The sequence below is a fragment of the Rugamonas sp. GW822-FHT03B10 genome (assembly GCF_058801745.1).
Genome location: NZ_JBXANP010000004.1, coordinates 276,791 through 299,667 on the forward strand (window position 1 = coordinate 276,791; position 22,877 = coordinate 299,667).

Consider the following 22,877-nt stretch of genomic DNA (forward strand, 5'->3'; position numbering starts at 1 on the left):
AATCATGGAATTAGCCAAGTCTTTCGAGCCCGCCGACATTGAACAATTCTGGCGCAACGCGTGGGAACAGCGCGGGTATTTCGCCGCCAAGCTCGACGCCGGCAAGCCGTCGTTCAGCATCCAGCTGCCGCCGCCGAACGTGACCGGCACCTTGCACATGGGCCATGCGTTCAACCAGACCATCATGGACGGTTTGACGCGCTACCACCGCATGCTGGGCCATAACACGGCCTGGATCCCCGGCACCGACCACGCCGGCATCGCCACCCAGATCGTGGTGGAACGCCAGCTGGACGCGCAGAAGGTGTCGCGCCACGACCTGGGCCGCGAGAAATTCATCGAGAAGGTGTGGGAGTGGAAGGAGAAATCCGGCAACACCATCACCGGCCAGATGCGCCGCATGGGCACCTCGCCGGACTGGAAACGCGAATACTTCACCATGGACGAGACCCGCTCCAAGGTCGTCACCGAAGTGTTCGTGCGCCTGCACGAGCAGGGCCTGATCTACCGCGGCAAGCGCCTGGTGAACTGGGACCCCGTGCTGGGCACGGCCGTGTCCGACCTGGAAGTGGTGTCGGAGGAGGAAGACGGCTCGATGTGGTACATCAAGTACCCGCTGGCCGACGGCAGCGGCGCGCTGACCGTGGCCACCACCCGTCCGGAAACCATGCTCGGCGACGTGGCCGTGGCCGTGGACCCGACCGACGAGCGCTACACGGCGCTGGTGGGCAAGCTGCTCAAGCTGCCGCTGTGCGATCGTGAGATCCCCATCATCGCCGACAGCTATGTGGACAAGGAATTCGGCACCGGCTGCGTGAAGATCACGCCCGCGCACGACTTCAACGACTACGCCGTGGGCCAGCGCCACAACCTCGGCATGCCATCGATCCTGACGCTGGACGCCAAGATCAACGACAACGCCCCGGCCGCCTACCGTGGCCTGGACCGCTATGCCGCCCGCAAGCAGATCGTGGCCGACCTGGAAGCGCAAGGCTTGCTGGAACAAGTCAAACCGCACAAGCTGATGGTGCCGCGCGGCGACCGCACCGGCGTCGTGATCGAGCCGATGCTGACCGACCAGTGGTTCGTGGCCATGAGCAAGCCGGCACCGGAAGGCACCTTCTTCCCCGGCAAATCGATCGCCGAGACGGCGCTCGACAAGGTGGCCAGCGGCGAGATCCAGTTCGTGCCTGAAAACTGGAGCAACACCTACAACCAGTGGCTCAACAACATCCAGGACTGGTGCATCTCGCGCCAGCTGTGGTGGGGCCACCAGATCCCGGCCTGGTACGACGAGGCCGGCAACATCTTCGTCGCCAAGTCGGAAGCGGAAGCCCAGGCCCAGGCCGCCAAGGCCGGCAGCACCGGCCCGCTGCGCCGCGACAACGACGTGCTCGACACGTGGTTCTCGTCGGCGCTGGTGCCGTTCTCCACGCTGGGCTGGCCCGAGCAGACCCCGGACCTGGAAGCGTTCCTGCCCTCGTCGGTGCTGGTGACGGGCTTCGACATCATCTTCTTCTGGGTCGCCCGGATGGTGATGATGACGGCCCACTTCACCGGCAAGGTGCCGTTCAAGACCGTCTACGTGCACGGCCTGGTGCGCGACTCGCAGGGCCAGAAGATGTCCAAGTCCAAGGGCAACACCTTGGATCCGATCGACCTGATCGACGGCATCGGCGTCGAGGCGCTGGTGGAGAAACGCACCACCGGCCTGATGAACCCGAAGGCGGCGGAAAAAATCGCCAAGGCCACGCGCAAGGAATTCCCGGAAGGCATCGCCGCCTACGGCAGCGACGCCGTGCGCTTCACCATGGCCTCGTACGCCTCGCTGGGCCGCAACATCAACTTCGACCTGGGCCGCTGCGAAGGCTACCGCAACTTCTGCAACAAGATGTGGAACGCCACCCGTTTCGTGATGATGAACACGGAAGGCAAGGATTGCACGGAGAGCGAAGCCGACCTGTCGATGGCCGACAAGTGGATCATCTCGCTGCTGCAAAAGGCCGAGCTCGACATCGCCAAGGGCTTCGAGGACTACCGTTTCGACAACATCGCCTCCACCATCTACAAGTTCGTGTGGGACGAGTACTGCGACTGGTACCTGGAAGTGGCCAAGGTGCAAGTGCAGCACGGCACGGAAGGCCAGCAGCGCGCCACCCGCCACACGCTGCTGCGCGTGCTGGAAGTGGTGCTGCGCCTGGCCCACCCCATCATCCCGTTCGTCACGGAAGCGCTGTGGCAGGCGGTGGCCCCGCTGGCCGGCAAGATCAAGGCCGACGGCGAGCCGAACAGCGAATCCATCATGCTGCAACCGTACCCGCTGGCCAACACGGCCAAGATCGACGAGTCGGCCGAGGCGTGGATGCAGCAACTGAAGGCGCTGACCGACGCCACCCGCAACCTGCGCGGCGAAATGCAGCTGGCGCCGTCGCTGCGCGTGCCGCTGATCGTCGAGCCGGGCAACGCCGCCGACAAGGCCGCGCTGCAAATGTTCGCGCCCTACATCCAGTCGCTGGGCAAGCTGGCCGAAGTGCAGATCGTGGACGCGCTGCCGGAATCGCCGGCCGCCGTGTCCATCGTCGGCACCACCAAGCTGATGCTGAAGGTCGAGATCGACGTCAAGGCCGAGCGTGAGCGTCTGAGCAAGGAAATCACGCGCCTGGAAGGCGAGATCGCCAAGGCCAGCGGCAAGCTGTCGAACGAAAGCTTCGTGGCGCGCGCGCCGGCCGAAGTGGTGGCGCAGGAGAAGGAACGGGTCGCCAACTTCTCGGCCACGCTGGCCAAGATGCGCGAGCAGTTCGCCAAACTGCCAGCAGCCTAAGCATTACGGGGGTAAGCCCATACACCGGGGTCAGGTCATGCATTCAAGCATCTTGCTTGAATGCATGACCTGACCCCGGTTTTTCTTTGGGCTGGCAGATGGTCGTTGCGGATTAGAATCAAAATAGCACGAGTGGTCATTTTTTTTGCAACATGCGCTAAAATTGTGGCTCCAGTTTGCTAAACTGCCAAATACACAACAACTACTCCCGGAGACTTCATGATGCGTTCTTTGAAACAAGTAACCACGATCTTTGCCATCGCAGCGGCCAGCCTGGCGGCCAGCGCGCTGGTGGCCCCCGCCTGGGCGGACACCAATTCGCCCGTTGGCCTGTGGAAAAATATCGATGACGTGACGGGCAAGCCCAAGGCGCTGATCCGCATCACGGAAAGCAATGGCGCGCTGCAGGGACAGATCGAAAAGCTGTTCCGCGCGCCCACGGAAGACCAGAACCCCAAATGCGAGAAGTGCGAAGGCGCCCGCAAGGACGCGCCCGTGATCGGCCTGGTCATCATGTCCGGCCTGAAGAAGGACGGCGATGAATACACGGGCGGTGAAATCCTCGACCCGGACAACGGCAAGGTCTACAAGAGCAAACTGAGCCTGGGCGACGGCGGCAAGAAACTGAACGTGCGCGGCTACATCGGCATCTCGATGTTCGGCCGCTCGCAAACCTGGGTGCGCCAGGAGTAAGCGCGTCCCGCCAGCAACAAGAAACCGGCCACGTCACACTGGTCGGTTTTTTTATGCCCGCACGGTTGCAGGCGCCACCAGCCCTACCGCTGCGACAACAGCCGCGAATTGGCGTCGCTGCGAAACACCAGCGGCGCCTCCCTGCCCGCAGCCTCCTGGCTGGCCTGGGCCTGGCGCACGATGCGCACGATGTCGCCGTGCTGCGGCGACTTGCTGCACACGGGGTCGGCGTTGGCCGCGTCGCCCGTCAGCGCCAGCGCCTGGCAGCGGCAGCCGCCGTAGTCCTTGTGCTTGTCGTCGCAACTGCGGCACGGCTCCTTCATCCACGCGTCGCCGCGAAACTTGTTGAAGGCGTCGCTCTCGTACCAGATGTCTTTCAGGCTCTGCTCGGTCACGTTGGGGAAGGTCATGCCCGGGATGGTGCGCGCTGCGTGGCAAGGCAAGGCCGCGCCGTCGGCCGCCACGGCAAGGAACACGGAACCCCAGCCATTCATGCAGGCCTTGGGGCGCGACTCGAAATAGTCGGGCACCACGAACAGGATGCGCAGCCGTGAACCGATGCGCTCGCGGCAGGCATTCACCACCGCCTCGGCCCGCTCCAGCTGTTCGCGCGTGGGCATCAGCTGGGCACGGTTGACCATGCCCCAGCCGTAGTACTGCGTGTTGGCCAGCTCAAGATATTCCACGCCCATCTCCAGCGCCATGTCGATGATGCGCTCCACGTGGTCGAGGTTGTAGCGGTGCAGCACCACATTGAGCACCATCGGATAGTCGTACTGCTTGATCAGCTTCGCCACGCGCGCCTTCAGGTCGAAGGTGCGCGTGCTGCTGAGGAAGTCGTTCATCTCCTTGGTCGAATCCTGGAACGACAGCTGAATGTGGTCGAGCCCGGCCGCCTTGAGGGCGGCGATGCGCTGCTCGGTCAGGCCGACGCCGGACGTGATCAGGTTGGTGTAATAGCCGAGCCGGTTGCCGGCGGCCACCAGTTGTTCGAGATCGTCGCGCAGCAGCGGTTCGCCGCCGGAAAAACCCAGCTGCGCCGCGCCCAGCGCACGGCCCTGGCGCAACACTTCCAGCCACTGTTCCGTGCCCAGTTCATTGCGGTTGGCCGCATAATCGACCGGGTTGTAGCAGAACGCGCAATGCAGCGGGCAACGGTAGGTCAGCTCAGCCAGCAACCACATGGGCGGCGCGATGGCCGCCGTGCTGACCTGCGGGGTGGCCGCGCTAGCCAAGCCAGCCTCGCCGTTGCGCTTCGTCGAGGAAGGCCCGCACGTCCGCGTCCAGATCGCTGGCCTGGAACGCCGTTTCGAGCTCGCGCACGATGTCGGCCACTTCGCGCTTGCCGTCGCAGCGCTTGAGGATCTCAGCCGCGCTGGGGTTGAGCCGCACCAACCCTTCCGGGTACAGCAGCACGTACGCTTGCTGCGCTTCCTCCCATTGCAGGCGGAACAGCCTGGACAGTTTGGGCGTCGTCACTTCGGTCAGCATGATGGGTATCCCCGTTCAGTCGTAGGCGAGCGCGATGGCATCCATCATCGCCCACAGGATGTCGAGTTTGAATTGCAGTATGCCCAGCGCCTGCTCCTGCTGCGCGCGCGTGGTGAAATGGGCCAGCGTGACGGCCAGGCCGTGTTCGACGTCGCGCTCGGCCAGCGAGATGCGGCTGCGGAAGTAGGCCAGCCCTTCCGGCTCGATCCACGGGTAATTCTTCGGCCAGCTGGCCAGCCGGTCCTTGTGGATCTTGGGCGCGAACATCTCCGTCAGCGACGAGCAAACGCCCTCCTGCCACGGCGCCTGGCGCGCGAAGTTGACGTAGGCGTCCACCGCGAAGCGCACGCCGGGCTGCACCGCGCGCAGCGACCACAGATCGTCACGCGCGATGCCGACCGCCTCGCCCAGCCGGCTCCACGCTTCGATGCCGCCGGCGTTGTCACCAAGGCCGTCGTGGTCGTGGATGCGCTGCACCCACAGCCGGCGCGTTTCGCGGTCCGGGCAGTTGGCCATGATGGCCGCGTCCTTGCGCGGGATGTTGATCTGGTAGTAGAAGCGGTTGGCCACCCAGCCCCGGATCTGGTCCGGCGTCAGCGTGCCTTCTTGCATGCGCACGTTGAAGTGATGGTGGATGTGGTAGCCCGCGCCCTTGGCCATCAACTGTTCGGTGAATTCACGCTCGTCCCACGCTGGCCGGCGGTCCGGTTCTGGTCGCGACATCATGTTCATAAGGAAATCTCCATACCGTCATAGGCCAGCTCGATGCCGTGCGCGCCCAGCGTGGCGTGCTGGGGCGAGTCTTCATCGAGGATGGGGTTGGTGTTGTTAATGTGGATCAGGATCTTGCGGGCGGCCGGCATCTCATCGAGCACGGCGATCATGCCGCCCTCGCCCGACTGCGGCAAATGGCCCATGGACGCGGCCGGATTGGGCGAAAAGCCGAGCGCGATCATTTCGTCCTCGGTCCAGAACGTGCCGTCCACCAGCAGGCAATCGGCACCGCGCATGACGGCCGTGGTGGCGGCGTCGAGGCTGCCCAGGCCGGGCGCGTAGAACAGCGTGCGCCCGGTCATCAAGTCCTCCACCAGCAGGCCGATGTTGTCGCCCGGCTGGGGCCGTTCACGGTGCGGCGAATACGGCGGCGCCTTGCTGTGCAGCGGCACGGCCGTCAGCCGCACGCCGCTCAGCGCGGGGATCTCGAACGGTTGCGGCGCGCCCGCCACCGGCAGCGGATGCCATTGCACGCCGCAATAGTGCGACAACACGTCTGCCAGCGGGAAGCCGGTCTGCAAATCGTCCCACACGGAGGCGCTGCAATAGAGCGGGATGCGGCGGCCTTCGCGCAGCATCATCAGGCCCGTCACGTGGTCGACCTGGGCGTCCATCAACAGCACGGCGGCGATGCCGGTGTCGCGCGCGGCGCGTGCAGGCTGCAGGGCCGGCGTGGCGCGGATCTGGGTCAGGATATCGGGGGAGGCGTTGACCAGCAACCAGTCCGTCCCGTTGGCGGAAATGGCGATCGACGACTGGGTGCGGGGGCGGCTGTTGATGCTGCCGTTGCGCACGCCGCTACAGTTGTAGCAGTTACAGTTCCACTGCGGATAGCCGCCGCCAGCCGAAGAACCGAGTACGATGATTTTCATGTTGCCTCGAATCGACTACGCGCCATGGCCGCCGGCAGACACCGGATGGCCACGGCGCACGCCTGTTAGCGGTTGGCGATGTACATCGTGATTTCAAAACCGAAACGGAAATCGGTGAACTCTGGTTTGCTCCATTGCATGGCTGTCTCCTTGAATGTAGATAGATTGAGTGACCGTCCTGAACCACGGGGACATGGTTTCCGGACCATCGCAGCTATCTACGCAAGTTCCATGCCGTCAAGTTTCGGACGACGTGCAAGGGCCGCCGGCGCGGTCGACTGCGCCAGCGTGCAACAAAAGTGTGGAGAAATGGAGCAGCGCCGTGTCAGCGCGGGCGCAGCCGTTGCAGATGACGGTCCAGGCTGTTGGCGAAGTTCTGGCGGTCGGCCTGGCTGAAGGCGGCGGGGCCGCCCGTGTCCACGCCGCTGCCGCGCAATTCGTCGAGGAAGGCGCGCATGGTCAGCATCTGCTGGATGTTGTCGCGGGTGTAGAACTCGCCGCGCGGGTTGAGGGCGTAGCCGCCCTTGTCCAGTACGTCGGCGGCGAGCGGGATGTCGCCCGTGACGACGAGGTCGCCCGCCGCCAGCCGGCGCACGATCTCCTGGTCGGCCACGTCGGCGCCGGACGGCACCTGCAGGGCGCGGATGAAGCGCGACGGCGGCACCCGCATCAGCTGGTTGGCCACCAGTGTCACCTGCAACTGGGTGCGCTCGGCCACCCGGTACAAAATCTCCTTGATGACGGCGGGACAGGCGTCCGCGTCGACCCAGATCCGCATGGCCGCGGCCGGCGCGGTCAGCTCTCCCACAGCTCGCCGTTCGGATTGACGCGGGGCGGGTTGACGCCGAAATGCAGGTAGGCGGCCGGCGTGGCCACCCGTCCGCGCGGCGTGCGCTGCAGGAAACCTTGCTGGATCAGATAAGGCTCCAGCACGTCCTCGATGGTGTCGGCGGCCTCGCCGATGGCGGCCGCCAGGTTGCCGATGCCGACCGGGCCGCCGCCGAACTTGAACAGCACCGCCTCCAGCAGCTTGCGGTCCATCACGTCGAAGCCGACCGTGTCCACGTCCAGCATGACGAGGGCCGCGTCCGCCACGTCCTTGGTGATGTCGCCGTTGCCCTTCACCTCCGCGTAATCGCGCACGCGGCGCAGCAGGCGGTTGGCGATGCGTGGCGTGCCGCGCGCGCGGCGCGCCACCTCGGCCGCGCCGTCGGGTGCGATCTCGGCCTTGAGCAAGGCGGCGCTGCGGGTGACGATGCGGGTCAGCTCGGCCGTGTTGTAGAACTCCAGCCGCGCCACGATGCCGAAGCGGTCGCGCAGCGGATTGGTCAGCATGCCGGCGCGCGTGGTGGCGCCCACCAGCGTGAACGGCTGCAAGTCCAGCTTGACCGAGCGGGCCGCCGGGCCTTCGCCGATCATGATATCGATCTGGTAATCCTCGAGCGCCGGATACAGGATTTCCTCGACCACCGGCGACAGGCGGTGGATCTCGTCGATGAACAGCACATCGTTCGCTTCGAGGTTGGTGAGGATGGCGGCCAGGTCGCCCGGACGTTCGAGCACGGGGCCCGAGGTCTGGCGCAGGTTGACGCCCATCTCGCGCGCGATGATGTTGGCCAGCGTGGTCTTGCCCAGGCCGGGCGGGCCGAACAGCAAGGTGTGGTCGAGCGCCTCGCCGCGCTTGCGGGCGGCCTTGATGAAGATCTCCAGCTGGTCGCGGATCTTTTCCTGCCCGACATATTCATCGAGATGCTTGGGGCGCAATGCGCGCTCGATCGCCTCTTCGTTCGGCGAGGCGGGAGCGGCGTCGATGATGCGCTGCTCGGTGAAATTGTCGGTTTGGATGCTCATGCAGTGATCGGTCAGATTGGATGGTGCTATTTTAATGGTGCTGTTTGAAAGATTCGTTCCATGTAGCCGCTGATTTGCCTCTTGGTGGCCCTGAGCTGCTCTAATTCATCGTCCGATAACATCCTCGGCACACCCGCCAAATGCTGCGGCGTATCGATCTTTACCACCAGCGGCTCGACTTTCCCGTCAGCCAGCAATTTCCTCCAGGCGCGCAACGATTCTTTCGCTCGTAGGAGTTCGGATGAGATATCTGGCTTCTGACGCGGTGAGACACTCGAATCCGAAACCGAAGCGCTGCCTCCACCAGAATTCGATTGTTCCATGTTTCCTCCTTAGCTCGACGAGGCAACTATCAGTCAGTGCAAGGCTTGCCGAGTAACTTTTGCCAGTCAGTACGGTGGCACCCAGCACCTCGCTTCCCTGCTTCAAGATATGGCCTCGCAAATTGGCAAGAGTTCCCCCTTGTCCAATAAAATCGTCAACCAGCACATAGTGTAGGCCACTTGGCACAATACCGGAAAAAAGCGCCTGTCTTTGCAAACGCACGAAACCGTTTGCTCCAGTATGTCCCACCATATTGGCCTGAACCACATTGAGCTCAAGCGGCCACTTCAAGAAAGCGGAAATGGCTCCCGCCATTGCCTCTGGTATGGCGTTGACACCTGAGGCCTCGTCAGCGTGGGCGCTCACCAGTATCGGCTGCAGCGCATCAAAGACCTGCCACATATGGTCAAGGATATCCAGCGACAGCGTCTCCGCGACCAGTTCCGCCGCAGCGATAACGTCGCCCGCTTTCGCCGCCGCGTAGGCCCGATGTTGTTTCACCAGACTCTCTGGAGCGTGGATCAAAACATCTGGAAAATCACTCCATGGGAACCGCGCAACCCGATTCATTGGGGCCTCCTTCACCATGCCCAAATTCCAGCATAGGAAGGAGTACAAGTACGCTATTTGAGGTACATCAACCCTTCGACAGCGCCTTCAACGCCAGCTTGATGCCGTCCGACACACTGCCGCCGGCCGGCACGGTCTTCAACGCGGCCAGCGCCTCCTTGTCCGAGTAGCCCAGCGCCAGCAGCGCGTTCAGGATGTCGGACTGCGCGTCGGGCACGGCGTGCGCGCCGCCGGGGCCGATGTCGGCGCCCAGCTTGCCCTTCAGCTCCAGCAGCAGGCGCTCGGCCGTCTTCTTGCCGATGCCTGGCACCTTGACCAGCCGGCCCGATTCCTGCAACGTCACCGCCTGCGCCAGGTCGGCGATCGACATCCCCGACAGGATGGACAGCGCCGTGCGCGCCCCCACGCCGCTGATCTTGATCAGCTGGCGGAACACGGTCCGCTCCTCGGCGTTGCCGAAGCCGAACAGCAAATGCGCATCCTCGCGGATGGCCTGGTGCGTGAACAGCACCACCTTCTCGCCCACGTGCGGCAGGTTGTAGAACGTGCTCATCGGCACGTCCACCTCGTAGCCCACGCCCTGCACATCGACCAGCAATTGCGGCGGATTCTTTTCCAGCAGAACGCCGGACAGACGACCTATCATCGTGATACCTTTTTGGTATAAGTAAGGAGTTAACCGACCAGCCGGCCGCGCCGCACACGCAGCCCGGCCAGCGGCCCCGGCAGGCCGGCGGCGGCGACCGTGCCGCCGGCCGCGCCAACACCGGCGCCGGCGCTGGCGATCAGGGTCAGCGTCTCGCGGCTGTGGGCATGGCAGATGGCCACGCCGAGCGCGTCGGCCGCGTCCGTGCCGGGCAGGCCGGGCAGCGCCAGCAGCCGCGCCACCATCGCTTGCACCTGGGCCTTCACGGCCCGGCCCGTACCGACCACGGCCTGCTTGACCTGGGTCGGCGAGTACTCGGCCACGGCCAGCTCGGCCGTCACCAGCGCGCAGATGGCCGCGCCGCGGGCCTGGCCCAGCAACAGTGTCGATTGGGGATTGACGTTGACAAACACTTGCTCGATGGCCGCGCAATCGGGCCGGTACTGGCGGGCCACCTGGCCCACGCCGTCCAGGATCACCTTGAGCCGCGTGGGCAGATCGCCGTCGCCGCTCTTGATGGTGCCCGAGGCGACGTAGCGCAGCTTCGCACCCTGCTTGTGGATGACGCCAAAGCCGGTGGTGCGCAAGCCGGGGTCGATGCCGAGAATAATCATTCCCGGATTGTAACCGGGAAGATTGAATGCTGTATATAAAAACAGTGCGGCGGACCGCGCTGGTCCGCCGCACTGTGTCAACAACCTAAGTTGTTAATTTAACGTTTAATGACGGAAGTGACGGGTGCCGGTGTAGAGCATCACCACGCCGCGCTCGTCGGCCGCGTCGATCACTTCCTGGTCGCGCATCGAGCCGCCCGGATGGATCACGCAGGTCGCGCCCGCGTCCACCACCACGTCCAGCCCATCGCGGAACGGGAAGAAGGCGTCCGACGCCACCACCGAACCGGTCAGCGACAGGCCGGCGTTCTGCGCCTTGATCGAGGCGATGCGGGCCGAGTCGATGCGGCTCATCTGGCCGGCGCCCACGCCCAGCGTCATGTTGTTGCCGCAGAACACGATCGCGTTCGACTTGACGTACTTGGCCACGCGCCACGCGAACATCATGTCCTGCAGCTGCTGCTGGGTGGGCTGGAGCTTGGTCACCACTTTCAGGTCGGCGATCAGCACGTTCTTGGCGTCGGCCGACTGCACCAGCAGGCCGCCGCCGACGCGCTTGAAGTCCATCGCGTTGACACCGTTGCCCAGCGGGATTTCCAGCAGGCGCACGTTCTGCTTGGCCGACAGGATCAGCAGCGCTTCATCGGTGAACGATGGCGCGATCAGCACTTCCACGAACAGCTTGGCCAGTTCCGTGGCGGCCACGCCGTCCACTTCCGTGTTGAAGGCGATGATGCCGCCGAAGGCCGAGGTCGGGTCGGTCTGCAGCGCGCGCTTGTAGGCGTCCACCGCGTTGGCGCCCAGCGCCACGCCGCACGGGTTGGCGTGCTTGACGATCACGCAGGCGGCGCTCTGGTCGAAACCGCCCAGGCTCTTCACGCATTCCCAGGCCGCGTCCGCGTCGGCGATGTTGTTGTACGACAGTTCCTTGCCCTGCAGCTGGCGGTAGTTGGCCAGCGCGCCGGCCGACGGTTGCAGGTCGCGGTAGAAGGCGGCGCTCTGGTGGGGGTTCTCGCCGTAGCGCATGTCCTGCACCTTCTCGAACGCCACGTTCAGCGTCTGCGGGTAGGCGGCGCGGCTGGCGTGGGCCTTGTCGGCGCCCAGGCTGGTCAGGTAGTTGGTGATGGCGCCGTCGTACTGGGCCGTGTGGGCGTAGACCTTGGTGGCCAGCTTGAAGCGGGTGTCGTAGCTGACCGCGCCGGGGGCGTTGTCGGTGCCCTTCATCTCCGCCAGCACCACGCCGTAGTCGGCCGGATCGCAGATCACCACCACGTCCTTGTGGTTCTTGGCGGCCGAACGCAGCATGGTGGGACCGCCGATGTCGATGTTCTCGATCGCGTCTTCCAGCGTGCAGGTGTCCTTGGCCACGGTGGCCTGGAACGGGTACAGGTTGACCACCACCATGTCGATGGTCGGCATGTTGTGCTCTTCCAGCTTGGCCATGTGCTCTGGCAGGTCGCGGCGGGCCAGGATGCCGCCGTGCACTTTCGGATGCAGCGTTTTCACGCGGCCGTCGAGCATCTCCGGGAAGCCGGTGTAGTCGGCCACCTCGGTCACGGCCAGGCCGTTGTCGGCCAGCAGTTTGGCGGTGCCGCCGGTCGACAGGATGTTGACGCCCATGGCCGCCAGGGCGCGGGCGAAGTCCAGGACGCCGGTCTTGTCGGATACGGAGATGAGAGCTTGTTTAATCATGGCTATGGCTAGTTGGTTGAGTATTCTGGTGTTCAGGCCCGCCGGCGCCGGCGGCCATGCTCAGCCACCGAGGTGCCGGAAGGTCGCGCGCGCTTACAGCAGGCCGTGCTCTTGCAGTTTCTTGCGCAGGGTGTTGCGGTTGATGCCCAGCATTTGCGCCGCGTGCGACTGGTTGCCGTCGGCGCGCGTCATGACGACTTCAAGGATGGGCTTTTCCACGGTCAGCACGACCATGTCGTAAATATTCGATGCTTGCTGCTCGCCCAGGTCGTTGAAGTAATCTTCAAGGCTTTTCTGGACCACTTCCTGGATGCTTTCTTTGCTCATTTTGTTACCGTTCGGCTAATTGATCTGTTATGACGCCGTTGTCGCGGATCACGCGGCAGCAGCGTTTGCCCTTTTTTTTCTACCTTGTTTGAAGCTCCGGAGGACCGTTATGCGGCCTCCGCTGGTTCCGGGAGGCGGTATTGTAACCGCTCGCCAAAACGCCACTGCGATTCAAAGAACTGGTCGACGGCCTGCAACTGCTCGTCCGTCGATTCCAGCAAATTCATTTGCTGGCGGAACGCTTCTCCGCCCTCCAGGTCGCGCACATACCAGCCGATATGCTTGCGCGCCGTGCGCACGCCCAGGTATTCGCCGTAGAACGCGTAGTGGGCGCGCAAATGCTCGTCCATCAGCGTCCGCACCTCGTCCACATACGGCGCCGGCAGGTGAATGCCGGTGCGCAGGTAATGATCGATCTCGCGGAAGATCCAAGGCCGGCCCTGGGCCGCGCGGCCGATCATGACGGCGTCGGCGCCGGTCTGGTCGAGCACGTAGCGGGCCTTTTCCGGCGTCGTGATGTCGCCGTTGGCCACCACGGGGATGGCCACGGCCCGCTTGACGGCGGCGATGGTGTCGTACTCGGCGTCGCCCTTGTAGCCGTCGGCGCGGGTGCGGCCATGCAAGGTCAGCATGGCGATGCCGGCGTCCTCGGCGATGCGGGCGATGGTCAGCGCGTTCTTGTTGGCGCGGTCCCAGCCGGTGCGGAACTTGAGCGTGACGGGCACGTCGACCGCGCCCACCACGGCGTGCACGATGGCCTTGACCAGCGCCTCGTCCTGCAACAGGGCCGAACCGCACCAGCTGTTGCACACCTTTTTCACGGGGCAGCCCATGTTGATGTCGATGATCTGGGCGCCGCGCTCGACGTTGAAGCGTGCGCAGTCGGCCAGGTCTTGCGGATCGGCACCGGCGATCTGCACCGCCTTGGGCTCCATTTCACCGGCATGGTCGATCCGGCGCGCGCTCTTTTCCGTGGCCCACAGGCGCGGATTGGAGGCGGCCATCTCGGATACGGCGTAGCCCGCGCCGAGCTGCTTGCACAGCTGCCGGAACGGGCGGTCCGTCACCCCCGCCATGGGGGCGACGAACACATTGTTACGCAATAAATGAGGGCCGATTTGCACTGGACTTGCCTGAACTGGAACAAGGAACCTTCTATTTTAACCGAAGGACTGCTCAATTAATAAGCACTATTTTCAACAGAACTGTCGTCCAGGCGCTTGACAGACGCGAATTAATATTGCTGGCGTGGAAAAATTAGAACGCGCGTTCAGCTCAATTCATCGAGCGCGGCCGGGCTCAGGTGGTCGACTTCGCCCCAGCTGGCCAGGATCAGCTTGCCGTCGCCATAGGTGAAACGGTTGACACTGGCGTTCTTGACCTGGAAGTCGCGCGGGCTGTCGAGCGTCATGCCGACCGCTTCCCGGTACGCGCATTCGAGCACGCCGCCATGGGCCACCACGGCGATGGTCTGGCCCGGATGGCGGCCGGCCCAGTGGGCGATGCCGCCGATGGCGCGCCGGTAGAACTGGCGGAAGCTCTCGGCCGGACGGGCGCCGGCCGGCATCACGGCGTCCACGTCGCGCGCCTGCCACAGCGCATACTCGTCCGGATAGCGTTCGGCGATCTCGGCGTACAGCATGCCTTCGAACACGCCATAGCAGCGCTCGCGCAGGCCGGGGTCGGTGTGCACGGGCATGGCGTGCTGGCCGGCCACGGCATGGGCCGTCTGCACGGCCCGCTCAAGGTCGCTGGCGACGATGGCGTCCAGCCGTTCGCCGGCCAGCGCGCGGCCCAGCGCCTCGGCCTGGCGCAGGCCTTCCTCGTTGAGCGCGATGTCGGTGTGGCCCTGCAGGCGGCGCGCGGCGTTCCAGGCCGTTTCGCCGTGGCGAATCAGCAAAATATTCGTGTGTTTCATGCAATGTTATTTGTGAGGGGGCGCCAGCGCCAGGTTCAGCGCCGGGTTGAGCGTATAAGTGCCGATCAATTGTGCTTCATCAATAATATGGCCGTGGAGGGCGGCATAGGCTTCGGGGCCGGTGAAGCGCCCTTCCACCGCCAGCCTGGGCACATCGAGCGCATAGATGCGGAAGATGTAATGGTGCAGGCGCAGGTCGTTCCATGGCGGACAGGGGCCATCATACCCGTAATAGTCGCCGGCCATCCGCGGGTCGCCCGCGAACCAGTCCGTGTAATCGTTGACGCCCTGGCGCAGCGCGTGGGCGGCGCCATCGGCCGTCAGCGTCACGCCGGGTCCGCGCTTGCCGTGCGCCACCACGCCGGACGCCAGCGCGCCCTCGGGCAAGGCGCGCACGGTGGGCGGCAGGTCGATCAGGGTCCAGTGGAAGAAATCGCCGCGCGCCAGCGTGGCCGGCAAGGTGCGGCCTTCCTGGTTGACGTCGCCGCCGTCCAGGGGCGCGTCGCCGTCGATGCAGAACAACACCAGCGACTCGGTGCCGGCCGGCACCTCGCCCCAGGCCAAGTGGGGATGGCGGTTGTCCGACGGGCGCACCCGGTTGACGGGGTCCATGGCCGCGAACGCGCAGCCGGCGGGCATCGCGCCACCGTCACGGAATGTCTCGCTCCACAGTTTCATCGTCGCCCCGCTCCGCTCTCCAGGTCCCGGCCAGATCCGCGCGCCATGATGCGCGCGCGCAATCCATCATACTTATTTGGGCGCAGTTTGCAGCCAGAACGTCACGGGACCGTCGTTCGTCAGCGACACTTGCATGTCGGCGCCGAACTGGCCCGTGGCCACCACCGGATGGCGGGCGCGGGCCTGCGCGACGAAATGGGCGAACAGGCGGCGCCCGTCCTCCGGACTGGCCGCCGGCGTGAACGACGGGCGGCTGCCGGATTTGGTGTCGGCCGCCAGCGTGAACTGGGGCACCAGCAGCAGGCCGCCGGCCACGTCCGTCACGCTCAGGTTCATCTTGCCCGCCGCATCGGCGAACACGCGGTAGCCGAGCAGCTTGGTCAGCAGCGCATCGGCTTCGCGCTCCGTGTCGCCGCGCTCGGCGCACACCAGCACCATCAGGCCGGCGTCGATGGCGCCGATCACGGCGCCCTCCACCACCACGCTGGCGCGCGTGACCCGTTGCAGCAGCGCGATCATGCGCCCAGCGTGACCCGCGCGAACTTGCGCTTGCCCACTTGCAGCACGAAGGTGCCTGCCTCGATCTTGACGGCTTTGTCGCTGATCACGGTGCCATCGAGGCGCACACCGCCCTGGTCGACCATGCGCATCGCTTCCGAGGTCGACGGGCACAGGCCGGCCTGCTTGAGCAACTGGGCGATGCCGACCGGCGCGCCGGTCAGCGCCACCTCCGGCACGTCGTCCGGAATGCCGCCCTTGGAACGGTTGACGAAGTCGGCCAGCGCCTCCTCGGCCGCCTGCTGCGAGTGGAAGCGGGTCACGATTTCCTGCGCCAGCGCCACTTTCGCGTCGCGCGGGTTCTTGCCGTCGGCCACTTCCTGTTTCAGCTGGGCCAGTTCGGCCAGCGAACGGAACGACAGCAGCTCGTAGTAGCGCCACATCATCACGTCGGAAATGCTCATCAGCTTGGCGAACATGGTGTTGCCCGGTTCCGTGATGCCGATGTAGTTGTTCTTGGACTTGGACATCTTGTCGACGCCATCCAGACCTTCGAGCAGCGGCATGGTCAGGATGCACTGCTGTTCCTGGTCGTAATCCTTCTGCAGCTCGCGGCCCACCAGCAGGTTGAACTTCTGGTCGGTGCCGCCCAGCTCCAGGTCGGCCTTGAGCGCGACCGAATCGTAGCCCTGCATCAGCGGGTAAAGGAACTCATGGACCGCGATCGGAGTCCCACTCTTGAAGCGTTTGCTGAAATCGTCGCGCTCCATCATGCGCGCCACCGTGTAGCGCGAGGCCAGCTGGATCATGCCGCGCGCGCCCAGCGGATCGCACCACTCGGAGTTGTAGCGGATTTCCGTGCGGGAAGGATCGAGCACCAGCGAGGCCTGCTTGAAATAGGTCATCGCGTTCTGCTCGACCTGCTCGCGGGTCAGCGGCGGACGGGTGACGTTGCGGCCGGACGGGTCGCCGATCATGGAGGTGAAGTCGCCGATCAGGAAGATCACCTGGTGGCCGAGGTCCTGCAGCTGGCGCATCTTGTTGAGCACCACGGTGTGACCCAGGTGCAGGTCGGGCGCGGTCGGGTCCAGGCCCAGCTTGACGCGCAGCGGCACGCCGCTTTGCTCGGAACGGGCGAGCTTTTGCGCGAACTCGCTTTCGACCAGCAACTCGTCGACACCGCGCTTGGTGATGGCAAGAGCTTCCTGGACGCGGTCGGACAACGGCAGGACGGGGGCGGGTGCCTTCTTAGGCGATGCAGACGAGGTATCCATATGTTTGTAAACGATTTTCCGAAAAAGGTAGGCTGGCTCAGGAGTTTGATATAATGCTCGATCCCATCAATCTTGCCGTATGAAAACGAACCGAATAAAGAATAAGAAAAATTAAACGTTCCTGAATAGTTCAAGCGGCAAATTTTAACTGATTGCATGAACCCTACAAACAAAATCACAAGCTCACGCTTGTTCACACTGCTAGGTTCGACGCGCAAGGCACGCATCATCAGCGCCTCCGCACTGTTTCTGGCAGTGTGCGCGTTTGGTGCGGCCGGCGTCGCGCCACTGGCGCCGGACGCCTCGGATCTGCCAGTGAAATCGGTGTCAGAGGAACTGGCGCTGCCCAACCTGTCCACCCAGATCGCGGCGCTGGAACAACAGCAAACCAACGCGCACTACATCCACGAGGAGAAAGTCCGCGCTGGCGACACGCTGGCCGCGCTGCTGAACCGCCTGGGCGTCGACGACGAAGCGGCCGAGACCTTCATCAAGAAGGACAAGGTCGCGCGCGGCGTGATGCAACTGACCACCGGCAAGCGCGTCCAGGCGCAGACCGACGACGAAGGCAACCTGCAATGGCTGCAAGCGACCGTGGTCGATGGCAAGGACATGCCGGTCAAGAACATCTCGATCACGCGCAAGGGTGACGGCTTCGTGGCCACCGAAGAGGCGGCCAAGCTGGAGCGGCGCATCGAGATGCATGCGCGCACCATCAGCTCGACGCTGTACGCGGCCACCGATTCGAGCGACGACGGCGCCAAGCTGCCGGACACGATCGTCAAGCAGATCATCGAGATGTTCTCCACCAACATCGACTTCCGTGGCGACCTGAAGCGCGGCGACCATTTCAACGTGGTCTACGAAACCTTCTGGCAGAACGGCGAGTTCGTGCGCGCGGGCCGCATCCTGGCCGGCGAATTCACCAACCACGGCACCACCTACCAGTCGGTCTGGTTCGAAGACCCGCAAAGCAAGCAAGGCGGCGGTTACTTCAGCTTCGACGGCAAGTCGCTCAAGAAAGCCTTCCTCAAGTCGCCCGTTGAATTCAGCCGTATCTCATCCGGTTTCGCCATGCGCGTGCACCCGATCTCGGGCCAGTGGAAGCAGCACAAGGGGATCGACTTCCCCGCCCCCACCGGCACCCCGATCCGCGCGGCCGGCGATGGCGTGGTCGACTTCGAGGGCACGCAGAACGGTTACGGCAACGTGATCGTGCTCAAGCACTGGGCCAACTACAGCACCGCCTACGCGCACATGAGCCGTTTCGCGCCCGGCATCAAGAAGGGCAGCAAGGTCAGCCAGGGTGACGTGATCGGCTACGTGGGCACCACCGGCTGGTCCACGGGCGCCCACCTGCACTACGAATTCCGCGTCGGTGGCGAAGCCAAGGACCCGTCCAAACTGAACGTGCAAGCGCAGGCGCCGCTGACGGCGGCCGAAATGGCCCGCTTCAAGACCTACGCCGCCGACATGTCGCACCGCTTCGCGCTGCTGCAACCGGTCGGCGCCGGCAGCACCCGTGTGGCTGCCAAGTAAGCCCGGCCAGCGCCGACGAGAAAACAGGCCCGCGCGGCCTGTTTTTTTTTAACAACGCTCTACCAAGGATGTCCTCATGGCCCTGTACATCGGCCTCATGTCCGGCACCAGCCTCGACGGCGTCGATGGCGCGCTGGCCGACTTCGGCGGCGGCGCCGTCCGCACGCTGGCCGCCGCCTACCTGCCCTTCCCACCCGGGCTGCGGGCCGAACTGCTGGCGCTGCAGGCGGCCGGCCACAACGAAATCGAACGCGAGGCGCTGGCCGCCAACCAGCTGGCCGCATCCTATGCTCATTGCGTGGCGGACTTGCTGGCGCAAGCCGGCCTGGGGCCATCGGCCGTGCAGGCCGTGGCCGTCCATGGCCAGACCATCCGCCACCGGCCCGAGCTGGGCTTCACCCGCCAGACCAACAATCCGGCCCTGCTGGCCGAACTGTGCGGCATCGACGTGATCGCCGATTTCCGCAGCCGCGACATCGCGGCCGGCGGCCAGGGCGCGCCGCTGGTGCCGGCCTTCCACCAGGCCATGTTCGGCCTGCCCGGACAGGCGCGCGTGGTGGCCAACATCGGCGGCATCGCCAACATCAGCGTGCTGCGTGGCGATGGCCGCGTGACCGGCTTCGACACCGGCCCCGGCAATGTGTTGATGGATGGCTGGATCGCGCGCCACCAGGGCCAGGCCTACGATGCGGACGGCGCCTGGGCCGCCAGCGGCGCCGTCATCACACCGCTGCTGCACGCCATGCTGGCCGAACCGTTCTTCGCCCTGCCCGCCCCCAAGAGCACGGGACGCGACCTGTTCCACATGGACTGGCTCGACACCCATCTGGCATCGTTCCCCGGCGCCGCCCCGGCCGACGTGCAAGCGACGCTGACGCAACTGACGGCGACCACGCTGGCGCAGGCGATCGAGCGTGACGGCGCGCAGGCGGACGCGGTCTATGTGTGCGGCGGCGGCGCTTGCAACAGCACCTTGCTGCGCATGCTGGCGGTGGCGCTGGACGGTAAGGTGAACGTGGCGTCGACCGACGCGCTGGGCGTGGCGCCGAACCGGGTCGAGTCGCTGGCGTTCGCCTGGCTCGGCCACCGCTTCACCGAGCGGCTGGCGGGCAACCTGCCGGCGGTCACGGGCGCGGCCGGCGAACGGGTGCTGGGTGCGCTGTATCCGCGCTGAGTCAGCCGCAGGTCAGAAATGACCAGGCACAAATAACAACGGCGGAGCAGCTTGCGCTGTCCGCCGTGGATGCGAAAACGCCACAGCCGCGCGTGCGGCTGTGCGTTCGACGCCGTAACTCAGACCGAGAACGAGGAACCGCAGCCGCAGGTCGAGCTGGCGGTCGGGTTCTTGATCACGAACTGGGCGCCTTCCAGGTCATCCTTGTAGTCGATTTCCGCGCCCACCAGGTACTGGTAGCTCATCGAATCGATCAGCAGCGTGACGCCGTTCTTGATCATGGTGGTGTCGTCTTCATTGATGATTTCATCGAACGTGAAGCCGTACTGGAAGCCGGAACAGCCGCCACCTTGCACGAAGACGCGCAGTTTCAGGTCAGGATTGCCCTCTTCCTCGATCAGCTGGGCGACCTTCTCAGCCGCGCTATCGGTAAAATTGATAGGCGACGGGATTACATCTTGCGCTTCAGCAACAGCACTCATATCAGACTCCTACGTAAAATCATTCCGTACATTATAGACCTTTGGCGCAATTTATGCTCCCAACCGTGCCATTCGCCGCGTCGTGGCTGACCGTGCCGGCGGCGTCGCGCCAGGCCAGCCGACCCAGCACCTGGGCGCCACCGTGCATTTCCAGCACCTTGTAATACACATCCCCTACGATACGGGCTTTGGGCTGAAATTCAACCCTTTCCGTCACATGGATAGCGCCGCGGATTTCGCCGTTGACGATCAAGTGGTCGCAGCGCACCTCGCCCTCGATGCAACCATGTTCGGACACCACCAGGTAACTATCCTGACCAGCTTCCGCGCACACGCTGCCCACCACTGTACCATCGATGCGCAACCCGCCCCGGAACCACACATGGCCATCGATCCGGGTGGCCGGGCCGACCAGGCTTTCCATCGGATTACGGGCTTTGGCGAACATGGCACTCCCCGGCAAGGCCGGCACCGGATGCCGGCATGCCTGACTATGCCCAAGTTTGGCGCCGTCCGCCTTGATCTGTCTCGCCGTTTTCGGAAGCCGCGCGCGGCCGCAGCAACGCGCGGCCGCGCCTCAGGGCAGCAGCGCGACCTGATTCAGGCCCTTGCCCTCGTCCAGGCCGAACATCAGGTTCATGCACTGCACGGCCTGGCCCGAGGCGCCCTTGACCAGGTTGTCCTGCACCACCAGCACGATCACCGTGTTGCCGTTGCGGTGCAGCGCCAGGCGCAACATGTTGGAGCCGCGCGTGGAGCGCGTTTCCGGGTGGGAGCCGAACGGCATCACGTCCACGAACGCCGCGTCCGCGTATTGCGCCTCGAACAAGGCTTGCAGTTCCTCGTTGCTGATGTCGCGCGTCAGGCGCGCGTACAGCGTCGAATGCATGCCGCGGATCATCGGCACCAGGTGCGGCGTGAAGATCAGGTTGACGGGCTGGTCGGTGAAGGTCTGCAGCTGGGCCACGGTTTCCGGCGTGTGGCGGTGGCCGGCCACGCCGTAGGCCTTGAAGTTGTCGCTCGCCTCCGAGAACAACGTGGCGATCTCGGCCTTGCGACCCGCGCCCGACACGCCGGACTTGCAGTCGGCGATCAGGCCGCCCGCGTCGACCAGGCCGGCCTTGAGCAGCGGGTGGAAGCCCAGCTGCATCGTGGTCGGGTAGCAACCGGGGTTGGCGATCAGCTTGGCGCCCTTGATGGCGTCGCGGTTCAGCTCAACCAGACCATACACGGCCTGCTCCAGCAATTCCGGGCAGGTGTGGGGAATCTTGTACCACTGCTCGAACGTGGCCCGGTCCTTCAGGCGGAAGTCGGCCGCCAGGTCGATCACCTTCACGCCGGCCGCCAGCAAGGCGGGCGCCTGGGCCATGGCCACGCCGTGCGGGGTGGCGAAGAACACCACGTCGCACTGGGTCAGGTCGGCCTTGTCGGGCGCCGAGAACGCCAGGTCCACGCGGCCGCGCAGCGAGGGGAACATGTCGGCCACGGGCAAGCCGTCCTCCTTGCGCGAGGTGATGGCCGTCAGCTGCACATCGGGGTGAACGGCCAACAGACGCAGCAATTCCACTCCCGTGTATCCGGTGCCGCCGACGATGCCAACTTTGATCATGTTCTTTCCTTGAAGGGTGGGGGTAAATGGAGAATGGCTGCCATTTTATCAGGCATGGGCGGCATCCGTGCGGCGCCGCAGCATAAAACAAAAAAGCCGCCAGACGGAGTCGGCGGCTTTTTTGGCACAGCGCACTGCGGGCAGCGCGCTGACAAGGCGTGAAATTAACGCTTCGAGAATTGCTTTGCGCGACGTGCTTTGCGCAGACCAACTTTTTTACGTTCAACTTCACGTGCATCGCGGGTCACGAAGCCGGCGCGGGCCAGATCGCCCTTCAGGCCTGCATCGTAGTCGATCAGGGCGCGGGTGATACCGTGGCGCACTGCACCTGCCTGGCCGGACTCGCCGCCGCCGTGCACGTTGACTTTGATGTCGAAACGCTCGACGTTGCCGGTCAGTTCCAGCGGTTGACGGATGACCATCAGGCCGGTTTCGCGGGAGAAGTACTCAGCCGCTGGCTTGCCGTTGACGATGATTTGGCCAGTGCCAACTTTGATGAACACGCGAGCCACTGCACTCTTGCGACGGCCGGTGCCGTAATTGTAGTTACCGATCATGTCAGTTCCTTAGATTTCGAGTGCTTTAGGTTGCTGAGCAGCGTGCGGGTGCGAACCTTCGGCGTACACTTTCAGCTTCTTGATCATGGCGTAGCCCAGCGGACCTTTAGGCAGCATGCCCTTGACCGCTTTTTCCAGCGCACGACCTGGGAAACGCTGTTGCATTTTCAGGAAGTTGGTTTCGTAGATGCCGCCTGGATAGCCCGAGTGACGGTAGTAGGTCTTCTCGGTGGCTTTGGTGCCGGTCACGCGCAGTTTGCCTGCGTTGATGATGACGATGAAATCGCCGGTATCGACGTGAGGAGTAAATTCTGGCTTGTGTTTGCCGCGCAGTCGGAGTGCCACTTCGCTGGCAACACGTCCGAGGACTTTGTCCGTCGCGTCAATCACGAACCAGTCGCGCTGGACTTCATGTCCTTTAGCGGAAAAAGTTTTCATGTTGACTTCCTAAATGAATTACACACGCTCATATG

At 64.4% G+C, this 22,877-nt stretch carries 26 protein-coding genes; 4 read left to right on the forward strand and 22 right to left on the reverse strand.

Features of this window, described 5'->3' with window-relative positions; genetic code table 11:
* The first annotated feature begins 4 nt into the window (after nucleotides 1–4).
* Nucleotides 5–2,821, forward strand: a complete 2,817-nt coding sequence (locus AC1RQG_RS09350; RefSeq protein WP_493130552.1) for a valine--tRNA ligase — start codon at nucleotides 5–7, stop codon at nucleotides 2,819–2,821.
* 222 nt (nucleotides 2,822–3,043) lie between these two features.
* The gene (locus tag AC1RQG_RS09355; RefSeq protein WP_493130747.1) at nucleotides 3,044–3,514 is read left to right on the forward strand and encodes a DUF2147 domain-containing protein; all 471 of its coding nucleotides are present in this window, start codon (nucleotides 3,044–3,046) and stop codon (nucleotides 3,512–3,514) included.
* An 83-nt stretch (nucleotides 3,515–3,597) separates the two neighbouring features.
* Here AC1RQG_RS09355 and pqqE read toward each other — a convergent pair whose 3' ends face one another.
* The 17 genes from pqqE to tyrS all read right to left on the reverse strand — a co-directional run bounded on the left by pqqE (nucleotide 3,598) and on the right by tyrS (nucleotide 17,043).
* Complete coding sequence (pqqE, locus tag AC1RQG_RS09360) at nucleotides 3,598–4,749, reverse strand: pyrroloquinoline quinone biosynthesis protein PqqE (protein WP_493130554.1); 1,152 nt, start codon at nucleotides 4,747–4,749, stop codon at nucleotides 3,598–3,600.
* Nucleotides 4,742–5,005, reverse strand: a complete 264-nt coding sequence (gene pqqD / locus AC1RQG_RS09365; RefSeq protein ID WP_493130556.1) for a pyrroloquinoline quinone biosynthesis peptide chaperone PqqD — start codon at nucleotides 5,003–5,005, stop codon at nucleotides 4,742–4,744. The genes pqqE and pqqD overlap by 8 nt, the downstream gene beginning before the upstream one ends.
* Before the next feature lie 15 nt (nucleotides 5,006–5,020).
* Nucleotides 5,021–5,731, reverse strand: a complete 711-nt coding sequence (gene pqqC, locus AC1RQG_RS09370; protein WP_493130558.1) for a pyrroloquinoline-quinone synthase PqqC — start codon at nucleotides 5,729–5,731, stop codon at nucleotides 5,021–5,023.
* 2 nt (nucleotides 5,732–5,733) lie between these two features.
* Nucleotides 5,734–6,651 carry a pyrroloquinoline quinone biosynthesis protein PqqB gene (gene pqqB / locus AC1RQG_RS09375; RefSeq protein ID WP_493130560.1) on the reverse strand — a complete coding sequence of 306 codons (918 nt, stop codon included), beginning with the start codon at nucleotides 6,649–6,651 and terminating at the stop codon, nucleotides 5,734–5,736.
* 65 nt (nucleotides 6,652–6,716) lie between these two features.
* Entirely contained in the window at nucleotides 6,717–6,791 is a 75-nt protein-coding gene (gene pqqA / locus AC1RQG_RS09380; protein WP_493130749.1) for a pyrroloquinoline quinone precursor peptide PqqA, read from the reverse strand.
* 185 nt (nucleotides 6,792–6,976) lie between these two features.
* Nucleotides 6,977–7,429, reverse strand: a complete 453-nt coding sequence (locus AC1RQG_RS09385; protein WP_493130751.1) for a YaiI/YqxD family protein — start codon at nucleotides 7,427–7,429, stop codon at nucleotides 6,977–6,979.
* Nucleotides 7,430–7,446: 17 nt separating this feature from the next.
* Nucleotides 7,447–8,502 carry a Holliday junction branch migration DNA helicase RuvB gene (ruvB, locus tag AC1RQG_RS09390; RefSeq protein ID WP_493130562.1) on the reverse strand — a complete coding sequence of 352 codons (1,056 nt, stop codon included), beginning with the start codon at nucleotides 8,500–8,502 and terminating at the stop codon, nucleotides 7,447–7,449.
* Between the two features lie 186 nt (nucleotides 8,503–8,688).
* The gene (locus AC1RQG_RS09395; RefSeq protein ID WP_493130564.1) at nucleotides 8,689–9,414 is read right to left on the reverse strand and encodes a phosphoribosyltransferase; all 726 of its coding nucleotides are present in this window, start codon (nucleotides 9,412–9,414) and stop codon (nucleotides 8,689–8,691) included.
* A gap of 49 nt (nucleotides 9,415–9,463) precedes the next feature.
* Nucleotides 9,464–10,042 (reverse strand): Holliday junction branch migration protein RuvA, encoded by a 579-nt coding sequence (gene ruvA / locus AC1RQG_RS09400; protein WP_493130566.1) that lies wholly within the window; start codon nucleotides 10,040–10,042, stop codon nucleotides 9,464–9,466.
* A gap of 29 nt (nucleotides 10,043–10,071) precedes the next feature.
* The gene (gene ruvC / locus AC1RQG_RS09405) at nucleotides 10,072–10,656 is read right to left on the reverse strand and encodes a crossover junction endodeoxyribonuclease RuvC (protein ID WP_493130568.1); all 585 of its coding nucleotides are present in this window, start codon (nucleotides 10,654–10,656) and stop codon (nucleotides 10,072–10,074) included.
* Between the two features lie 105 nt (nucleotides 10,657–10,761).
* Nucleotides 10,762–12,348, reverse strand: a complete 1,587-nt coding sequence (purH, locus tag AC1RQG_RS09410; RefSeq protein ID WP_493130570.1) for a bifunctional phosphoribosylaminoimidazolecarboxamide formyltransferase/IMP cyclohydrolase — start codon at nucleotides 12,346–12,348, stop codon at nucleotides 10,762–10,764.
* A gap of 93 nt (nucleotides 12,349–12,441) precedes the next feature.
* Nucleotides 12,442–12,675 (reverse strand): helix-turn-helix domain-containing protein, encoded by a 234-nt coding sequence (locus AC1RQG_RS09415; RefSeq protein WP_008445162.1) that lies wholly within the window; start codon nucleotides 12,673–12,675, stop codon nucleotides 12,442–12,444.
* A 107-nt stretch (nucleotides 12,676–12,782) separates the two neighbouring features.
* Nucleotides 12,783–13,799, reverse strand: coding sequence for a tRNA dihydrouridine synthase DusB (gene dusB / locus AC1RQG_RS09420; RefSeq protein WP_493130572.1), 1,017 nt, complete (start codon nucleotides 13,797–13,799; stop codon nucleotides 12,783–12,785).
* A gap of 146 nt (nucleotides 13,800–13,945) precedes the next feature.
* A complete protein-coding gene (locus AC1RQG_RS09425) occupies nucleotides 13,946–14,593 on the reverse strand; it encodes a histidine phosphatase family protein (RefSeq protein ID WP_493130574.1) in 648 nt (215 codons plus the stop codon).
* Between the two features lie 6 nt (nucleotides 14,594–14,599).
* Entirely contained in the window at nucleotides 14,600–15,271 is a 672-nt protein-coding gene (locus AC1RQG_RS09430) for a YbhB/YbcL family Raf kinase inhibitor-like protein (RefSeq protein ID WP_493130576.1), read from the reverse strand.
* Between the two features lie 72 nt (nucleotides 15,272–15,343).
* Nucleotides 15,344–15,790: a D-aminoacyl-tRNA deacylase gene (gene dtd / locus AC1RQG_RS09435; RefSeq protein ID WP_493130578.1), complete on the reverse strand. Its 447-nt coding sequence runs from the start codon at nucleotides 15,788–15,790 to the stop codon at nucleotides 15,344–15,346.
* Nucleotides 15,787–17,043: a tyrosine--tRNA ligase gene (gene tyrS, locus AC1RQG_RS09440; protein ID WP_493130580.1), complete on the reverse strand. Its 1,257-nt coding sequence runs from the start codon at nucleotides 17,041–17,043 to the stop codon at nucleotides 15,787–15,789. The genes dtd and tyrS overlap by 4 nt, the downstream gene beginning before the upstream one ends.
* 156 nt (nucleotides 17,044–17,199) lie before the next feature.
* Here tyrS and AC1RQG_RS09445 point away from each other — a divergent pair, with 156 nt between their 5' ends.
* Nucleotides 17,200–18,582, forward strand: a complete 1,383-nt coding sequence (locus AC1RQG_RS09445) for a M23 family metallopeptidase (RefSeq protein WP_493130582.1) — start codon at nucleotides 17,200–17,202, stop codon at nucleotides 18,580–18,582.
* 76 nt (nucleotides 18,583–18,658) lie between these two features.
* Nucleotides 18,659–19,756 (forward strand): anhydro-N-acetylmuramic acid kinase, encoded by a 1,098-nt coding sequence (locus tag AC1RQG_RS09450; RefSeq protein WP_493130584.1) that lies wholly within the window; start codon nucleotides 18,659–18,661, stop codon nucleotides 19,754–19,756.
* A gap of 119 nt (nucleotides 19,757–19,875) precedes the next feature.
* Here AC1RQG_RS09450 and erpA read toward each other — a convergent pair whose 3' ends face one another.
* The 5 genes from erpA to rplM form a co-directional block, all read right to left on the reverse strand.
* The gene (erpA, locus tag AC1RQG_RS09455) at nucleotides 19,876–20,238 is read right to left on the reverse strand and encodes an iron-sulfur cluster insertion protein ErpA (protein ID WP_182160396.1); all 363 of its coding nucleotides are present in this window, start codon (nucleotides 20,236–20,238) and stop codon (nucleotides 19,876–19,878) included.
* 31 nt (nucleotides 20,239–20,269) lie between these two features.
* Nucleotides 20,270–20,686, reverse strand: coding sequence for a bactofilin family protein (locus AC1RQG_RS09460; protein WP_493130586.1), 417 nt, complete (start codon nucleotides 20,684–20,686; stop codon nucleotides 20,270–20,272).
* Nucleotides 20,687–20,815: 129 nt separating this feature from the next.
* The gene (argC, locus tag AC1RQG_RS09465) at nucleotides 20,816–21,847 is read right to left on the reverse strand and encodes an N-acetyl-gamma-glutamyl-phosphate reductase (protein ID WP_493130588.1); all 1,032 of its coding nucleotides are present in this window, start codon (nucleotides 21,845–21,847) and stop codon (nucleotides 20,816–20,818) included.
* 164 nt (nucleotides 21,848–22,011) lie between these two features.
* Entirely contained in the window at nucleotides 22,012–22,404 is a 393-nt protein-coding gene (gene rpsI, locus AC1RQG_RS09470) for a 30S ribosomal protein S9 (RefSeq protein WP_050409450.1), read from the reverse strand.
* 9 nt (nucleotides 22,405–22,413) lie between these two features.
* Entirely contained in the window at nucleotides 22,414–22,842 is a 429-nt protein-coding gene (rplM, locus tag AC1RQG_RS09475; protein ID WP_056157909.1) for a 50S ribosomal protein L13, read from the reverse strand.
* Nucleotides 22,843–22,877 lie beyond the last annotated feature (35 nt).

Coding starts and splice junctions, on each gene's coding strand:
- AC1RQG_RS09350 (WP_493130552.1), top strand. CDS start 5: ATGGAATTAGCCAAGTCTTTCGAGCCCGCCGACATTGAACAATTCTGG.
- AC1RQG_RS09355 (WP_493130747.1), top strand. CDS start 3,044: ATGCGTTCTTTGAAACAAGTAACCACGATCTTTGCCATCGCAGCGGCC.
- pqqD (WP_493130556.1), bottom strand. CDS start 5,005: ATGCTGACCGAAGTGACGACGCCCAAACTGTCCAGGCTGTTCCGCCTG.
- pqqC (WP_493130558.1), bottom strand. CDS start 5,731: ATGATGTCGCGACCAGAACCGGACCGCCGGCCAGCGTGGGACGAGCGT.
- pqqB (WP_493130560.1), bottom strand. CDS start 6,651: ATGAAAATCATCGTACTCGGTTCTTCGGCTGGCGGCGGCTATCCGCAG.
- AC1RQG_RS09385 (WP_493130751.1), bottom strand. CDS start 7,429: ATGCGGATCTGGGTCGACGCGGACGCCTGTCCCGCCGTCATCAAGGAG.
- ruvB (WP_493130562.1), bottom strand. CDS start 8,502: ATGAGCATCCAAACCGACAATTTCACCGAGCAGCGCATCATCGACGCC.
- AC1RQG_RS09395 (WP_493130564.1), bottom strand. CDS start 9,414: ATGGTGAAGGAGGCCCCAATGAATCGGGTTGCGCGGTTCCCATGGAGT.
- ruvA (WP_493130566.1), bottom strand. CDS start 10,042: ATGATAGGTCGTCTGTCCGGCGTTCTGCTGGAAAAGAATCCGCCGCAA.
- ruvC (WP_493130568.1), bottom strand. CDS start 10,656: ATGATTATTCTCGGCATCGACCCCGGCTTGCGCACCACCGGCTTTGGC.
- purH (WP_493130570.1), bottom strand. CDS start 12,348: ATGATTAAACAAGCTCTCATCTCCGTATCCGACAAGACCGGCGTCCTG.
- AC1RQG_RS09415 (WP_008445162.1), bottom strand. CDS start 12,675: ATGAGCAAAGAAAGCATCCAGGAAGTGGTCCAGAAAAGCCTTGAAGAT.
- AC1RQG_RS09425 (WP_493130574.1), bottom strand. CDS start 14,593: ATGAAACACACGAATATTTTGCTGATTCGCCACGGCGAAACGGCCTGG.
- AC1RQG_RS09430 (WP_493130576.1), bottom strand. CDS start 15,271: ATGAAACTGTGGAGCGAGACATTCCGTGACGGTGGCGCGATGCCCGCC.
- dtd (WP_493130578.1), bottom strand. CDS start 15,790: ATGATCGCGCTGCTGCAACGGGTCACGCGCGCCAGCGTGGTGGTGGAG.
- tyrS (WP_493130580.1), bottom strand. CDS start 17,043: ATGGATACCTCGTCTGCATCGCCTAAGAAGGCACCCGCCCCCGTCCTG.
- AC1RQG_RS09445 (WP_493130582.1), top strand. CDS start 17,200: ATGAACCCTACAAACAAAATCACAAGCTCACGCTTGTTCACACTGCTA.
- AC1RQG_RS09450 (WP_493130584.1), top strand. CDS start 18,659: ATGGCCCTGTACATCGGCCTCATGTCCGGCACCAGCCTCGACGGCGTC.
- erpA (WP_182160396.1), bottom strand. CDS start 20,238: ATGAGTGCTGTTGCTGAAGCGCAAGATGTAATCCCGTCGCCTATCAAT.
- AC1RQG_RS09460 (WP_493130586.1), bottom strand. CDS start 20,686: ATGTTCGCCAAAGCCCGTAATCCGATGGAAAGCCTGGTCGGCCCGGCC.
- argC (WP_493130588.1), bottom strand. CDS start 21,847: ATGATCAAAGTTGGCATCGTCGGCGGCACCGGATACACGGGAGTGGAA.
- rpsI (WP_050409450.1), bottom strand. CDS start 22,404: ATGATCGGTAACTACAATTACGGCACCGGCCGTCGCAAGAGTGCAGTG.
- rplM (WP_056157909.1), bottom strand. CDS start 22,842: ATGAAAACTTTTTCCGCTAAAGGACATGAAGTCCAGCGCGACTGGTTC.